The following is a 15,060-nucleotide window of genomic DNA, read 5'->3' as shown; positions in this document are numbered from 1 at the left end:
AAACTAATTCGTATAAACCCGTGTTACTTTATCTACACCATCAATCTTTTTGATATTGTCGATGAGTTTTTTCAAAATGTTATTATTCTGTACAATTACGGCAACCTGTCCGTTAAAAATTCCGGCTTCACCGCTGAGGGAAATACTCTGAATGTTAACGTGCATGTTATTCGAAATTACTTTGGTCAATTCATTGGTCAAACCTAAACTGTCCATACCGGTAATTTTCAGAATGGCTTTGAATTCCTGTTGGGAAGAGTCAATCCATTTGGCCTGCATGATACGGTAAGCGTAATTGGACTGCAGTGTGATGGCATTGGGACAATCTCTTTTGTGTACTTTAATGCCTTCGTTGATGGTAATGAATCCGAATACGTCGTCACCCGGAATTGGGTTACAGCAAGAAGACAATTTATAATCCAATTTGTCCTGTTCGGTGCCAAAAACAAGCATGTCAAAATTTTTGCTCAGCTCTTGTTTGTTGATGTCTTCCGGCATTGAACTTGGCGAACGCTTGATTTTATTCTTAAAGAAATTCATCAAAGTGTTGCTTTTCTGTGCGGCGAAATCTTTTAGTTGTTGGTTTTCAATCGACCCGATTCCGGCACGGTAAAACAAATCGAGACTGGTTTTGAGCCTGAAGAAATTCACCAATTCATTGACTACCTGTTCATTCAAAGTAATCTTCAAATGTTTCATTTTTCGGGTCAACAGTTCTTTTCCGTCTTCGGCAATTTTCTTGGTGTCTTCGTTGAGTACGTTCCTGATTTTATTTTTGGCTCTCGAAGTCGTCACATAATCAAACCAGTTGATAGTTGGTTTCTGATGAACAGAGGTAATCACTTCAATTTGGTCACCGCTTTTCAATTCGTGGTTCAGTGGCACTAACTTTCCGTTGACACGCGTTCCGCGGGTTTTGATTCCGATTTCGGAGTGAATGCTAAAGGCAAAGTCGAGCGAAGTTGCACCTTTGGGTAAGGATTTGATTTCTCCTTTGGGCGTAAAGACGAAGATTTCCTTCGCATACAGATTCATTTTGAAATCTTCCACAAAGTCGACCGCATTGGTTTCCGAACTTTCCAAGGCTTCCTTCAACAAGTTGAGCCAGGTGTCCAAACCGCTTTCTTCAGTGGCGCCTTGTTTGTATTTGTAATGCGCTGCGTATCCTTTTTCGGCGATTTCATCCATGCGTTCGCTTCGTACCTGAATTTCCACCCAACGACCTTTTGGTCCCATCACGGTAATGTGCAAGGCTTCATAACCGGTTGATTTTGGTGACGAAATCCAGTCGCGCAAACGACTCGGACTCGGGCGATAATGATCGGTAACAATGGAATAGATTTTCCAGGCGAGAAATTTCTCGTCATGTAAATTGGATTTGTATATAATGCGGAGGGCGAACTTGTCGTATACTTCGTCAAAAGTAACATTCTGAGCTGCCATTTTTCTGCGGATGGAGTAGATGGATTTTGGTCGGCCTTTCATCGTGTATTCCACACCTTCTTCGTCCAATGATTTTTTTAAGACATCAGAAATGGTTTTGATGTAGGCATCTTGTTCTTCCTTGGTTTCTTTTATTTTGCTGACAATATCGCCGTAAACATCGGGCTCGGTATATTTCAACCCTAAATCTTCAAGCTTGGTTTTGATATTGTACAATCCCAAACGATGGGCGAGTGGCGCATAAATGTATAAAGTTTCCGAAGCAATTTTTACCTGTTTGTAATCAGGCATCGAATCCATGGTTTGCATGTTGTGCAAACGGTCGGCAATTTTGATTAAAATTACGCGAACATCATCGTTCAGGGTCAATAGCATTTTGCGGAAATTTTCCGCCTGCATTGAGATGTTCATGTCTTTTTTTACCTGGGAAATTTTGGTCAAACCTTCTACCAAATGCGCAATCTTCGGATTGAACATTTTTTCGATTTCTTCCAAAGTGACGTCGGTATCTTCAACCACATCGTGCATTAGGGCAGCAGCGATGCTTGTAGCACCCAAACCAATTTCGGAAGCGACTATTTTGGCCACACCAATAGGATGGAATATATACGCTTCACCTGATTTTCTGCGTTGGTCTTTGTGTGCATCAACAGCCACATCAAAGGCTTTACGAATCAATTTCTTGTCTGAGTCTGTTAGCGTTTGGTAACTTATGCGAAGTAATTCTTTGTATTCTCGGGCAATAGCTTTTTTTTCTTCTTCTAAATCAATTTCAATCATAGCATGTTCATTCAATCCTTAAAATTAGGAATAACTAATGAGATGTGCAAATCATTATGGTAGCGTTTTTCTCTTTTAATTTAGCCTGCTGAAATCCAAATCATGGAAGTCATAACTAAAATCTGTCAGCGGCGAAATGGCTTTCATGGTAAAGTGATTGACGTTTCCGTTGGCATCCAAATCAAAGAAAATATGCGAATCGGCATTAAAGCTTCTGACGTTCCATTTGACCACAAAATTCTGGTCTTTGTAAAAGAAAATCTCACCAATCAATCGTTTGGATCGCTTGGAAGCAAAATACAATTTGCCTTTCTTTTCAAAAATGGTTACTTCTCCAAACCAGTTGTCGTTATAGGTTCCGGTATATTTTTTAGTGTCAATTTTGATTTTGGCTGCCCCGTTCTGAGTTACTTTTTTCCACACTTCCTCGGTTACCATATCAGCATTGTCCTCTTTTAGTCTTCTTTCTTCACCGAAATAAGCCAAATGATCAAATTTAGGTAAGCCCAGATAACTATCTTTGATGGTATTTGAGATGACATTAAACGCGGTTCCGTTTTGCTGATTGGTTAAAACAATAATGCCCAGTTGCACATCGGGAATCATGATGGTTTGTGTCACGATACCATCTAAACCACCGGTGTGTGATACCTGAAGATGCCCGTTGATGTCTTCCAATCGCCATCCCAAACCATAGTTCCTGAAATTGGAGGAATAGGGATAAGGCTTCGGTAATGGTAAGATGGTTTGCGGTGTCCACATTTCTCTCCATTGGGATTCACTGAAAAGCTGTTGATTGTTGCCATATTTTCCTTTGTTCATCTGCACGATCAGCCACTGGCTTAAATCATTTACTGAAGCATATAAACCGGCGGCGGCATCAAAAATATGATTGGTATATCTTGGCACAATTTCGAGTTTTCCGTTGGTTGGAACATGCGGAACAATAGTGTTGGTCGTATCTTTTAATCTTTTCCATGAGGCCGCACTTTTATTCATACCGATGGGTTTCATCAGGCGCTCTTCGACAAAATCACACCAAGATTTTCCAGAGACTTTCTCTATGACTTCACCGGCAATCACATACAGTAAATTGTCATAATCGTATTTGGTTCTGAAACCCGAAACCGGTTTTAAATATTGGATGTTTTTGACAATATCTTTAGGTGTAAAGTCATGTCCATCGGGCCAAATCATCAAATCACCGGCGCCTAATCCGAGTCCGCTTTTGTGGGTTAATAAATCACGAATAGTGAATTCATTGGTCACATAGTCATTGTACATTTTGAATTCGGGAAGGTATTTTTTGACCTTATCATCCCAATTTATTTTCCCTTCATCAACCAGAATAGCCAATGCTGAAGCAGTAAAAGCTTTACTGTTGGAGGCAATGCCAAACAAAGTATTGGCATCCACTTTTTGTTGGGTTTTAATATTGGCTACACCATAACCTTTGGCAAAAACCAGTTTTCCGTCCTTGACAATTCCTACGGCAATCCCCGGAACGTTAAAGGTTTTGAGTGTGTTCTCAACCAAAACATCGACTTCTTTTTCTGTAATTTGGGCATTAATAGTAAAGCTTACCAATACCACCAGCAACGATAACCTCAATTTGCTGCATCCATTCCCTAACGCTTGTGTCATAAATTTAAAATTTTTATTCCGCTACGCTCCATACAATTCGCACTTCGCGCTCGGGTTATTTTAAAACCCTCTTTGTCTTTTGGCTTCAAAAATCAATATCGCAGTAGCAACCGAAACATTCATGCTGTCGATTTCACCCTGCATCGGGATAATGATGTTTTGAGTGGCTTTGTCACGCCAAAGTTGAGATAGTCCTGTGGCTTCCGTGCCAACGACCAATGCGGTAGGTAAGGTATAGTTTTGGGTATGGTATGCTGTTGAATTTTGCAGCGTTGCGCTGTAAAAATGGATATTGTTTTTTACTAAATACGTAATTACTTCTTCGGTGGATGCGGATGCTATTTGATTGGTAAACAAACAGCCAACACTCGAGCGGACAATATTCGGATTGTATAAATCGGTTTTTGGATTGGCAATGATAACGGCATCTACCTTGGCGGCGTCACAAGTGCGCAGCATAGCACCGATATTGCCTGGTTTTTCAATGGCTTCCATGACCACAATCAATGGGTTTTTCGGAAGTTTTAAATCAGAAAGCGCTAAGGCTTTGATTTTGGCTACAGCCAAAATCCCTTCTGTCGTATCACGATAAGCCAGCTTTTGATAAACTTCTTTCGATATTTCGATTACTTCTGAATCCTTGAATTTTTTGATTTGTGTTTCGGAAATTAGTTCAGGAAGAAAAAGAATGGTCTCCAATTCGTAGTTTCCTTTGATAGCCAATTCAATTTCGCGCAGCCCTTCAATTAAAAAAGTCCCCGATTGTTTTCTGGCTTTGGCTTTTTCCTGTAACAGAACCAAAGATTTGATAAAAGGATTTTGAGCGCTTGTGATTTGTTTCATTATGGAGTTGTAATCCTAAATTAACAGGACAAAATTACAAAGATTTTCTTATTAATGAACTAAATACAAATAACCGCTCAGAGGTTGGGGATAATCTGGGTCGTTTAAGTATAATAAATAAAAGTAAGTGCCGTCAGGAGCATTTTTTGTTCCCATTCCTTCTTTGATATAACCATCCCATTTTTCAGTTTGCTGGCTTCCTGTCCAAACTAATTTACCCCAACGATTATAAATCTCTATTTTATAATTCAGGAAGATATTTTGTAAACCAGCGATGGTAAAATGATCATTTCGGTTGTCATTGTTAGCCGAAATAAAATTATAAACTGTGGGCGGACAATTTCGGGTAGTCAGCATAAAAGAAGTGGTTGCATAGCAATTGGCATTGTCCAATCGGATAAAAATTTCTTTGGGAGTGGTTACCGCAACATAATTTGAAGTGTCTAAAATGGGGTTGATACCATTGTTGGCATCCTCTAAGGTTTCGTAAAAAGCAGCACTGTCTTCAGGGTCTGTTTTGACCAAAGCTTCATAAGATGAAAAATTAAAAGTCCCTTGGGTAAATCCTTCGTTGCAGGAAAGCAAATTTTCCAACGGATTAAAAGTAGGAGAAGTGCCCAGTGCTTCACTAACTGTAAAGGAATTGTTGGTTTCAATTAATTCATTGACTACACCCGTGCCATCGCCTTTATCATCTACAACAAAATTGATATTGAAATTATCCGGAATGGTGTCAGGTAAAACAATCGTAGTCTGCAAACTAACAGAGCCGTCAACTGGAATGGCTACTAAAGTTTCAATCACATCGATCAATTGGCCATTGATATAAATTGAAACCGGTGTTTGTTCGGGAAGCGGACCGGTACAATTCAAATTAGAAACGGTATAATTCACCACAATTGTTCTGGAATCACATTGTTTATTGACCGAATCTATAATTACTGTTCCATCAGGAATTTGACTGTTCAGCTTGGTAACTACGGTATTAATCATTACAAAATCCTGAGTGGAAGTAAGCGATATTTCAGCACTGGTGTCACCAACAGCAATGTGGTCCTGTATGTCATAAACATCCAAATCCATATTGTATAAAGTGGTACTTCCGGTAAAGGAATTACTTCCATTGAAAACATTACTCGAAGGATTCTGAGCATTGCTCAACAAATCACCATTAATCCTGAATTGTTCTGTAGAAAGAAGCGAATCTCCTTCCCAAGCCAGAAAACCTACTTTGGAATTAAGATTGTCAATTACATTCAAATTGTCGAGCGTGATGGACAATTCATTAGGAACACCTTGTAATCCGTCATAAACATTAATCTGATTCAACGGTAAGGCATCATTTTTATAGACAATGACAATGGCCCAACCCGCAAAATTAGTTCTTCTTTGTAAATGTAATTCTTCAAAAGCAGAAATGTCAAGGTCAGATAGTGTATAAGTTCCATTTCCGGTACTTTGAACTAAGGCTGTAACATCTTTAAACGCACTAAAATAGGTGAACACAAATTCATTTAGCAGTATACTGTAAGTAAAGGTTCTGTCGGGTGTAATTGTGGTTGTGTTTAATGTGACATTAAAATCACCATCGCCGCTTCCGGCCCAATATAAATAGGCTTTTTCAATGACATCAGTTGGGTTTAAATTCATAGTTGCCGATGAAGAAGTAACGGTCACCGGGCTAAAAATTGTATTGTTTTCCTGGGTGTTCATCGTATTCCCGAAAAAGGTAAAATCATACTTTCCGTTGAACTGCTCGTATAGGGTAATATCCTGACTGCTCATACAGTAAATGTTGAGTAACAGGGCAATAAAACACAGCAATTTCCGTTTAGAATTCAAGGCTAAATTGAATTTAGTAGGCTAAAAATAAGTAAATATTTTGGATTTCTTATTTTTTGTATAGTGAATGCTATTAAAAAATAAATGTTTAATTTTCCAAAGTCTAAACCCAACCCGTGAAAAACTATACTGTAAGACGCTATCATTCGGACGATGCTGCCCTTTGGAATGCTTTTATCAGCAGTGCCAAAAACGCTACTTTTTTGTTTCATCGCGATTTTATGGAATACCATTCCGATAGGTTTCAGGATTATTCCCTGATGGTTTTTGACGAAGAGAAATTGTATGCTGTAATTCCGGCTCATGTCAAGGACAATCAGCTTTTTTCTCATCAGGGATTGACTTATGGCGGTTTTGTTTTTGAAGCCAAAATAAAATTGGGAGAAGTCATTGCCATTACTAAATCAGTCCTTGAATTTCTTCACCAAAATCAATTTGACCGGTTTCAGCTGAAATTAATACCGGGCATCTATAATTCCTTTTTCTCTGAGGAAATTGAGTATGCTTTATTTTTGACTCAGGCCCAATTAATCAGAAGGGATTGTTTATCGGTTATTGAGCTTATGAAGCCATTTTCTTTCACGAGATCAAGAAGTGCAAATGTCCGACGCGGAGAAAAAAATGGTTTAACTATTAAGGAAGAATTGAAGTTTGAGCTTTTTTGGAACGAAATTCTGATTCCAAACTTAGACAGAAAGCGCAATGCCAAACCGGTGCATTCGGTTGAAGAGATAATTAAACTCCAACAGAAATTCCCCAAAAACATCCGCCATTTCAATGTGTATCACCAAGATAAAATTGTGGCTGGAACCACCATTTTTATTACGGACACGGTTGCACATCCACAATACATTTCGGGAAATGAAGACAAAAATGAATTGGGCAGCCTCGATTTTTTATACAATCATCTGATTATGGATGTTTTTAAGGATAAAATTTATTTTGATTTTGGTCCATCACACGAAGATGACGGGAAGAAAATCAGCGAAGGAATTTTGTTCTGGAAAGAAAGTTTTGATGCTAAAACCACGGTTCAGGATTATTACGAAATAGAAACAGCCCATTATACCCTGTTAGAAAACGTTATGATATGATAAAATTCCTCGACTTACATAAAATCAATTTGCCTTATCAAGCCGCATTTCAGGAAAAAATGCAACAGGTCTTGGATAAAGGCTGGTTTATTTTGGGCAATGAAGTCAAAACATTCGAACGTGATTTTGCCCAATATAGCGGCACGAAATATTGCATCGGTGTCGGCAACGGATTGGATGCCATGGTCTTGATTTTCAAAGCCTATATCCAGCTTGGGAAATTGCAAAAAGGCGATGAGGTCATCGTTCCGGCAAATACCTATATTGCCAGTATTTTAGCCATATTGCAGGCCGATTTGGTTCCGGTTTTGGTGGAACCAAAATTGGAAACCTACAATCTCAATCCCGATTTAATTTCCGAAAAAATAACCTCCAAAACCAAAGCCATTTTACCAGTTCATTTATACGGACAATTGGCCGAAATGGATAAAATAAATGCGATAGCCAAACAGCATAATTTGTTGGTAATTGAAGATTCAGCCCAAGCGCATGGCGCAAAGTCAGCAGCAGGATATTCGGGTAATTTGTCTCATGCCGCAGCGTTTAGCTTTTATCCCGGGAAAAACCTGGGTGCACTGGGTGACGCCGGTGCGATTACAACCAATGATGAAGCGTTGGCCAAAATCCTTTTTGCTTTGCGGAATTATGGTTCGGAACAAAAATACTACAACGAATTTATCGGTGTCAATTCTCGTTTAGACGAATTGCAAGCCGCTTTCCTGAATGTGAAATTACCTCATTTGGATGCGGGAAACGAATTGCGAAAAAATATGGTTAAACGCTATTTGGCTGAAATCAAAAATGACAAAATCACTTTGCCATATTGGAATAAATCAGATGATCATGTGTTTCATTTGTTTGTCATTCGAACAAAAAACAGACAGGATTTACAGGATTATTTGAAGAAAAATAATATTGAAACACTGATTCATTATCCGGTTCCGCCGCACCAACAAAAAGCACTGGCACATTGGAATTCCCTTTCGTTTCCAATTACCGAAAAGATCCATCGCGAAGTGTTGAGTCTGCCTTTGAGTCCTGTGATGACCGAAGAAGAAGTAACACATATAATCACAGTTTTAAATCAGTACTAATGGGAATAAAACATTTCTTTTTTGTCACTTTGCGGATTTGGAAATTCCAATGGATTTCTGATTGCAGCAAGGTTTCGGGGAAACCAAAATTGTTTCATCCTTTGTTATTAAAGGGAAAAGGGAAAATTTCATTTGGCAAGAATGTTCAGATTGGCGTGACAGATTCACCCAATTATTACTCGCATTACACATATTTGGAAGCTAGAAATCCCGACAGCGAAATTGTGATTGGTGATAACGTTTCCATAAACAATGGTTTTTCAGCGGTTGCCTTTTCAAAAATTACCATTCAAAATGACGTTTTGATAGGAGTGAATTGTGCGGTGATTGACAATGACGGTCACCATTTGGATGCTGATAAAAGAAATGAAGGCCAACCTAAATCTGAAGCGGTTCTGATAGGTGAAAATGTTTTTTTAGGCGATAATGTCACTATCCTGAAAGGTGCTGTCATTGGCAAAAATACTGTGATTGGCAATGGCTCCATAGTAACGGGAAATATTCCTGACAATGCCATAGCTGCCGGAAATCCCGCGAGAGTAATTCGAAATTTATAAATTGAAAATACTAAAACATAATACACTTCTGAAAGTCTTGTCGCTGAATTCGATTTCGGTAGCAGTCAGTTTTGTATTGGGTATTGTTTCGGCTAAAATTATTTCGGTTTTTCTGGGAACTTCCGGAATGGCTTTGATGGGCAGTTTCCGAAATTTTGCGACTATGGGCAAGTCGATTGCAACGCTGGGCATCAGTAATTCCATTGTCAAACTTTTTGTCGAAAACAAGGAAGACAAAAAAGAACTTTCTGTTATTTATTCTACTTTTTTCTGGTTGTTTTTGGGTGTTTCAACGGTCTTGGCCATTTTGATTTTGGCTTTTGCCACACCGATTTCCGCTTTTCTTTTTTTTACTGAAAGTCACACAACACCAATTCGTTTCTTCGCCCTCCTGTTGCCTTTAATGGTCATCAATACTTTTTGGATGGCAATTTACAATGGGTTGGAAAAATATAAAAAGATCGTAATCATTCAAATCGTTTCCAATGTCCTGGTCTTTGGGATGACTGCTTTTATGATTTGGCAGGAACAGATTTTTGGCGGATTGCTTTCCATTGCTGTTGGTGAAATCTTAATGGTTATGGTTACGTTTTCCTTTGTCAGTCAGGACAAAAATTCTTTCCGGTTTGATTTGCATAAAATAGTCAGTAAAAAATATGTCGATGTCATCAGGAAATTCTCTGTGATGGCGCTACTGAGTGCTTTTGCGGTGCCGATGACTTTGCTGTTTATCCGAAACAACATAGTGCAGGATTACTCGATTCAGGAAGCCGGAATTTGGGATGCGGTCAATCGATTGTCGAGTTTTTATATGATGTTTTTCAGCTCGGGATTGTCGTTGTATTATATGCCTAAGCTGGCGTCGATTCACACGGAAAGCGAATTTAAAACCGAACTGAAATCCTATTTTAAAGTATTTGTGCCTTTATTTTTCCTAATGTTGGTTGTGATTTATCTGGTCAGAAACTTCATTTTAGGAATTGCGTTTACCCCAGAATTTTCGGGTATCAATGACTTGTTGATTTGGCAATTGGCAGGCGATTTGATAAAAATAATGACCTTGGCTTTTGGATTCCAGATTTTGGTCAAAACCATGATGAAACGCTACTTTCTGGTTGAAATTATTTTTAATGTTTCTTATTTCCTGTTGGCTGTTTTTCTGATGAAAGAGGCTGCAGTAGAAGGTGTTGTTAAAGCCTATTTTTACGCCAATGTTATTGCTTTTGTTTTGGTTTTATTGATGTTCCGCAAGCTGTTTCTCAAGCGTTAGGATTGATTCCAAATTTCAGAATATTTCCCCGCGATTTTTATATAATCGTGCTCACTTTCCACAAATGCCCTGGCTCTTTTTCCGATGGCCTTTATCTCATCCGGATTTTCAATCAGAAATGACAATTGGGCTACCAACTCATCCACATCGGGTTTGGCATTGATGGCGGCTTTTTCAGTCAGATGATAATGTTTTTCAAAAGATTCGCTGGCATTGGTAAAAACCACTTTGCCCTTGGCCATCGCTTCGAGTGCGTTGCTTCCCTGGTCATGGCCATAGAGTTGATCTAAAACAATATGCGCTTGGTTGTAACGGTTGATATAGTCGTTATATGGGATATTTTCGGTTACAAAAACATCAATCCTGTCATCGTATTTTTTCTTAATGATTTCGAGTGCTTTTTCAAAAAAATCATTTCCTTTTTTGAAATAACTTTCGCGGTTAATACCGTGGAAAATCACAATCCGGTCACCGATTTTTAATTCGCTTTTGGGAAACCTGCTTAGGTTAATCGGACTCGGAATCAATCCTAAATATTTAGCTCTGCTCTGTCCGGCTCCGCCTCGGGTGGAATGATTTTGCAACGGAATATGATAATCAATATCGGTGGCAATCACACCCTGAATGTTCTGATAAATGAAATGATGCAGTTTTTCAAATGATTTTGTCCTGAACTTTAAGACATTCGAAAAGTCGGCATCGGCAATTTTTTTAGCCAGATAGGGCTGTACAATTGATGGGTTTTCGGGATGATTGAAATTGTAATCCACATAAACGTAATCGTCACCACAGGACAGCAAAAAGACTTTTTTATTGTGTTTAAAAAGAAAACTTAAAATCTTTTTTTCATATCGGTAATCACAAAAAAAACTGTTTTCATTGATGAGCTGAACTACGTCAAACCCTTGGAAATGTCGTTTATTTTGCTGAAACTGTTTATATGTCAGATAAGAAGAAATGTCAAAACCGGTCAGCCGTAAAACCGCAACTTTTATTTTTTTCAAAATGCCGTAATCCCATTTTTTGACCAAAGGAAAATCAACTGGAAAATCCTTGAAACCATCTTTGAAACCCAAGATAGTCACTTCGTTTTCCAATTGCTGCAAACCTTCTTTTAAGGAATTGTGCAACCGACTGTATTCTCCAATGAGTAAAATCTTCATTATCTTGCTATATTTGATGCAATATAAGTAAGAAATGAAAAACAACAATAAAATAGCTTTAGTTTCCGCTTCCCTTGGTGTTGGCGGTGCTGAGCGTTTTGCAGGCCTGTTGAGTTTTATGTTGCAGGATTTGGGATATGAAGTGCATCACCTGATTATTTTGGATGTTGTAGATTATGAATATCAGGGGAAATTGGTCAATTTAGGTCAGATGTTTGCCAATGAAAAAGGAATTTTCCGCGCGGTCAAAAAAGGGAAATACATTGCACAATATTTAATGGAGAATGAGATACAGCTTGTCATTGACAATCGTTCCCGACCGATGTTGTTGCGCGAGATTTTTACCAAATGGATTTATGGCAAACGCCAAACGTACTTTATGATTCACAGTGCCAATCTGGACATGTATTTGCCCAAGTCACGCTTTTGGGCCAATTATTTATATGCAACTGCCGCTAAGCTGGTTTGTGTTTCCAAAGGAATTGAAAGTTTGGTAAAAGAGCAATACGATTTTAGGAATACAAAAACCATCTATAATCCGATAATAACTGTCGAATCCACGTTAGATAAACCTAATGATTTACCGGAGCAATATCTTTTGTTTTTTGGCCGATTGGAAGAAAAAATCAAAAATTTCACTTTGCTGTTGAAGGCGTTTTCAATCTCTAAGGTTTATGAAAAAGGAGTAAGGCTGATGATCATTGGCGATGGTACCGATAAGGATTTTATTTTGGGTAAAATCAATGGATTGGAATTGAACGATCACGTAGATATATTGCCTTTTCAAAAAGAGATTACAGCCTATGTTCAAAACGCACATTGTACCATTTTAACCAGCTATTTTGAAGGTTTCCCGATGTCATTGGTTGAATCGCTTGCAGCCGGAACTCCCGTAATTTCGGTTGCTTGTAAAACCGGCCCGAGTGAGATCATACAAAATGAAACCAACGGATTATTGGTAGAAAACCACAATGAAAATGCCTTGGCAGAAGCCATCAAAAAACTCTTTGAAAACGAAAGTTTGTACCAAAACTGTAAAAATAATGCGAAGAAAAGTGTAGAACATTTATCTTTGACAACCGTTGCCCAACAATGGCAGGAACTATTAAACGCAAAATGAACAGTATAACCGACATACAAATTCTGGATATCCCAAAAATTCATGATACCCGAGGCAACCTTTCCGTAATTGAAGGCAATGTGATTCCGTTTGCGATGAAACGCGTGTATTATTTGTATGATGTGCCAAGTGGCGCAGAACGCGGCGGTCATTCACATAAAGAGCAGCAGGAATTTTTAGTGGCTTTGAGCGGAAGCTTTGATGTTGTGCTGACAGACGGCCAACAGAAAAAGACAGTTACACTGAATAAGCCCAATGAAGGTTTGTTGATTCCGAATGGGATTTGGCGTGAGCTGGAGAATTTTTCTTCAGGTTCTGTTTGCCTGGTGATTGCTTCGGATGTTTTTGAAGAAGCCGATTATATTAGAGATTATAATGCTTTTTTGTTATCTAAAAACTGATTTCCCGATACCGATTTTGGCTGAGAAATTTTTGAAACCAACCAGAAATTTCAAAACAATGCTTGGCAATTGTAACAGGATTACTTTCTTCCAGCCAATAGTATCCAGATCGATTTGTTTGTAAAGTGATTTTGCCGTTTTAAAATCACCATTCAATTTGCTTTTGATTACTCCCGAGAAGCGATTCAGGTCCAAATAATGTTTTAGCTTTGGGTTTGTCTTTTCTTTGACTGCGTATTTTTCAAATGTATAAGGTTCAAAAAAGTAATTCAGATTACGTGAAACACCACTTTCATCATAAACATATCTGGCCGAAATTTTCCAGATAAATACCACCGGATATTGCAATCCAATGCGAATCCACAATTCGGTATCTTCTCCTTTTTTGATATTGGTGTCAAAATCGCCAACGGTTTCAAAAACACTTTTGTGAATGGCCACACCGGAAGTCCATAACACACATTCTTTCTCGCTGGCCTCAAAGAAATCGACAATTTCAAAATTCGATTTTTTGACAATCGAATAGTTGGCTGCAAATGTTTTATTACCGGTTTCGACTTCAATCGCACTGGCAAAAACCTTTTGCTCAGGGCATTTTCCGATGGTAGATTTTATGGTTTCCAAAAAATGGGGATGCCAAAAATCATCAGCGTCCAGGAAACAAATGAATTCGCTTTCGGCTTTCCCGATACCAAAGTTTCGGGCTATGGCAACACCTTCGTTTTCCTTTGAGAAATATCGGATTCGGTCGTCCTGAAAAGTTTGGATGACAGACTCACTATGGTCTGTTGAACCGTCATTTACAATGATGATTTCATAGTCGGAATAGGTTTGATCCAAAACGCTTTTCAGTGTTTTGCCAACAAATTTACCTTTGTTATAAACTGGTATGACTATAGAAAAATAGGGCATCAGCGTGAATTTAATTGACAAAAATAACCGAGTCGATAAATGTCAAAAATGAAAATTGACGGATTTTTGGAAAGCAGGTTTTTGGTAAATGTTTTTTTGAAAAGCTTGAATAAAAAAGTGGCTAATCCCAACAATTTTAATCTTTCCACTTTTGCATAAACCTTGGTTAGTGAAGTATCATTCGGGTCAATAATTTTTCTGTCCAAAACCTGTTTGAGATTTTGCAATGAACTGTGGAATTTTTCCAGAAAAACCGATGATTTCTCCAAATTGAGATGGAAGGCCGGATTTTCGATATGCGAAATGGGAATATGATTGCTTTTTAGGCCTAAAATAAAAACAATGTCTTCATAACCATAATTGTAAATTTCAGGGTCAAAAGGATGTGCCGTCAACCATTCTTTTCGAATGAGGATATTTGAAATCAAAGTATAGTGATATGGGCTGGTCAATCTTTTTTTCAATGGAATTTCTTCTCTGTTTTTGCCAAAAATCCAGCGCAATACTTCATCATCCTTGGGTTTTTCATCAAAATAAATGATACCGCCAAAAACGGCATCCTTGTCATTCTTCCGGATGCTTCTTAAATAAATTTTGATAAAATTCTTGCTCTTGGGATACATATCGCAATCCATCAGTAAAACCCAGTCATATTGGGCTTTTGCCACTAATGCATTTCGGTTTTGACCGCGGCCTAAATTGGTTTCATTGCGCTCAAATCGGCAGTTTTTCAGTTGGTTGATTTTAGAATTTATTTCCGTATTTTCGTTTATCGGAGAAGCATCATCCTGGACAATGATCTCGAAGTCAATGTTTTCCGAAACAATCTGATTGTACAATTCCTCTACCAATGGTAAAGTGTTGTAATTGTACGTCGGAATTAGGATTGAAATCATT

General features: G+C 38.3%; 13 protein-coding genes. 6 read left to right on the top strand and 7 right to left on the bottom strand.

Features of this window, described 5'->3' with window-relative positions:
- Positions 1-3: 3 nt before the first annotated feature.
- The 4 genes from P1K33_RS13975 to P1K33_RS13960 form a co-directional block, all read right to left on the bottom strand.
- The gene (locus P1K33_RS13975) at positions 4-2,223 is read right to left on the bottom strand and encodes a RelA/SpoT family protein (RefSeq protein WP_284653653.1); all 2,220 of its coding nucleotides are present in this window, start codon (positions 2,221-2,223) and stop codon (positions 4-6) included.
- 75 nt (positions 2,224-2,298) lie between these two features.
- On the bottom strand, positions 2,299-3,867 hold the full coding sequence (locus tag P1K33_RS13970) for a serine hydrolase (protein ID WP_284653610.1): 1,569 nt from the start codon (positions 3,865-3,867) through the stop codon (positions 2,299-2,301).
- A 60-nt stretch (positions 3,868-3,927) separates the two neighbouring features.
- A complete protein-coding gene (locus tag P1K33_RS13965) occupies positions 3,928-4,710 on the bottom strand; it encodes a TrmH family RNA methyltransferase (RefSeq protein WP_284653609.1) in 783 nt (260 codons plus the stop codon).
- A gap of 51 nt (positions 4,711-4,761) precedes the next feature.
- Positions 4,762-6,495 (bottom strand): T9SS type B sorting domain-containing protein, encoded by a 1,734-nt coding sequence (locus P1K33_RS13960; RefSeq protein WP_284653608.1) that lies wholly within the window; start codon positions 6,493-6,495, stop codon positions 4,762-4,764.
- Between the two features lie 173 nt (positions 6,496-6,668).
- Between P1K33_RS13960 and P1K33_RS13955 the strand changes: the two genes are divergently transcribed.
- Genes P1K33_RS13955 through P1K33_RS13940 form a run of 4 tightly spaced genes read left to right on the top strand, consistent with a single transcriptional unit; the run spans position 6,669 to position 10,567 of the window.
- The gene (locus tag P1K33_RS13955; protein ID WP_284653607.1) at positions 6,669-7,646 is read left to right on the top strand and encodes a GNAT family N-acetyltransferase; all 978 of its coding nucleotides are present in this window, start codon (positions 6,669-6,671) and stop codon (positions 7,644-7,646) included.
- Positions 7,643-8,740, top strand: a complete 1,098-nt coding sequence (locus P1K33_RS13950) for a DegT/DnrJ/EryC1/StrS family aminotransferase (protein ID WP_284653606.1) — start codon at positions 7,643-7,645, stop codon at positions 8,738-8,740. The genes P1K33_RS13955 and P1K33_RS13950 overlap by 4 nt, the downstream gene beginning before the upstream one ends.
- The gene (locus P1K33_RS13945) at positions 8,740-9,297 is read left to right on the top strand and encodes an acyltransferase (RefSeq protein WP_284653605.1); all 558 of its coding nucleotides are present in this window, start codon (positions 8,740-8,742) and stop codon (positions 9,295-9,297) included. The genes P1K33_RS13950 and P1K33_RS13945 overlap by 1 nt, the downstream gene beginning before the upstream one ends.
- A gap of 1 nt (position 9,298) precedes the next feature.
- Positions 9,299-10,567, top strand: coding sequence for an O-antigen translocase (locus tag P1K33_RS13940; RefSeq protein ID WP_284653604.1), 1,269 nt, complete (start codon positions 9,299-9,301; stop codon positions 10,565-10,567).
- Here the strand turns inward: P1K33_RS13940 and P1K33_RS13935 are convergent.
- Complete coding sequence (locus P1K33_RS13935; protein ID WP_284653603.1) at positions 10,564-11,730, bottom strand: glycosyltransferase; 1,167 nt, start codon at positions 11,728-11,730, stop codon at positions 10,564-10,566. The genes P1K33_RS13940 and P1K33_RS13935 overlap by 4 nt on opposite strands.
- Before the next feature lie 34 nt (positions 11,731-11,764).
- Between P1K33_RS13935 and P1K33_RS13930 the strand changes: the two genes are divergently transcribed.
- Together P1K33_RS13930 and P1K33_RS13925 are read left to right on the top strand one after the other, a co-directional pair.
- Positions 11,765-12,850, top strand: coding sequence for a glycosyltransferase (locus tag P1K33_RS13930; RefSeq protein ID WP_284653602.1), 1,086 nt, complete (start codon positions 11,765-11,767; stop codon positions 12,848-12,850).
- The gene (locus P1K33_RS13925) at positions 12,823-13,251 is read left to right on the top strand and encodes a sugar 3,4-ketoisomerase (RefSeq protein WP_284653601.1); all 429 of its coding nucleotides are present in this window, start codon (positions 12,823-12,825) and stop codon (positions 13,249-13,251) included. The genes P1K33_RS13930 and P1K33_RS13925 overlap by 28 nt, the downstream gene beginning before the upstream one ends.
- Here the strand turns inward: P1K33_RS13925 and P1K33_RS13920 are convergent.
- Positions 13,237-14,163 carry a glycosyltransferase family 2 protein gene (locus P1K33_RS13920; RefSeq protein WP_284653600.1) on the bottom strand — a complete coding sequence of 309 codons (927 nt, stop codon included), beginning with the start codon at positions 14,161-14,163 and terminating at the stop codon, positions 13,237-13,239. The two genes, P1K33_RS13925 and P1K33_RS13920, sit on opposite strands and share 15 nt — an antisense overlap.
- The gene (locus tag P1K33_RS13915) at positions 14,163-15,059 is read right to left on the bottom strand and encodes a glycosyltransferase family 2 protein (protein ID WP_284653599.1); all 897 of its coding nucleotides are present in this window, start codon (positions 15,057-15,059) and stop codon (positions 14,163-14,165) included. The genes P1K33_RS13920 and P1K33_RS13915 overlap by 1 nt, the downstream gene beginning before the upstream one ends.
- Between the last annotated feature and the right edge of the window lies 1 nt (position 15,060).

It is taken from the genome of Flavobacterium terrisoli (assembly GCF_030167905.1).
GTDB lineage: Bacteria > Bacteroidota > Bacteroidia > Flavobacteriales > Flavobacteriaceae > Flavobacterium > Flavobacterium terrisoli.
This window is presented reverse-complemented; position numbering and strand designations above follow the sequence as displayed.

Bases quoted from the DNA above. Each gene is read 5' to 3' on its own strand.
- P1K33_RS13915 (WP_284653599.1), bottom strand. From the start codon at position 15,059: ATGATTTCAATCCTAATTCCGACGTACAATTACAACACTTTACCATTG.
- P1K33_RS13960 (WP_284653608.1), bottom strand. From the start codon at position 6,495: ATGAGCAGTCAGGATATTACCCTATACGAGCAGTTCAACGGAAAGTAT.
- P1K33_RS13945 (WP_284653605.1), top strand. From the start codon at position 8,740: ATGGGAATAAAACATTTCTTTTTTGTCACTTTGCGGATTTGGAAATTC.
- P1K33_RS13935 (WP_284653603.1), bottom strand. From the start codon at position 11,730: ATGAAGATTTTACTCATTGGAGAATACAGTCGGTTGCACAATTCCTTA.
- P1K33_RS13950 (WP_284653606.1), top strand. From the start codon at position 7,643: ATGATAAAATTCCTCGACTTACATAAAATCAATTTGCCTTATCAAGCC.
- P1K33_RS13965 (WP_284653609.1), bottom strand. From the start codon at position 4,710: ATGAAACAAATCACAAGCGCTCAAAATCCTTTTATCAAATCTTTGGTT.
- P1K33_RS13920 (WP_284653600.1), bottom strand. From the start codon at position 14,163: ATGCCCTATTTTTCTATAGTCATACCAGTTTATAACAAAGGTAAATTT.
- P1K33_RS13975 (WP_284653653.1), bottom strand. From the start codon at position 2,223: ATGATTGAAATTGATTTAGAAGAAGAAAAAAAAGCTATTGCCCGAGAA.
- P1K33_RS13925 (WP_284653601.1), top strand. From the start codon at position 12,823: ATGGCAGGAACTATTAAACGCAAAATGAACAGTATAACCGACATACAA.
- P1K33_RS13970 (WP_284653610.1), bottom strand. From the start codon at position 3,867: ATGACACAAGCGTTAGGGAATGGATGCAGCAAATTGAGGTTATCGTTG.
- P1K33_RS13930 (WP_284653602.1), top strand. From the start codon at position 11,765: ATGAAAAACAACAATAAAATAGCTTTAGTTTCCGCTTCCCTTGGTGTT.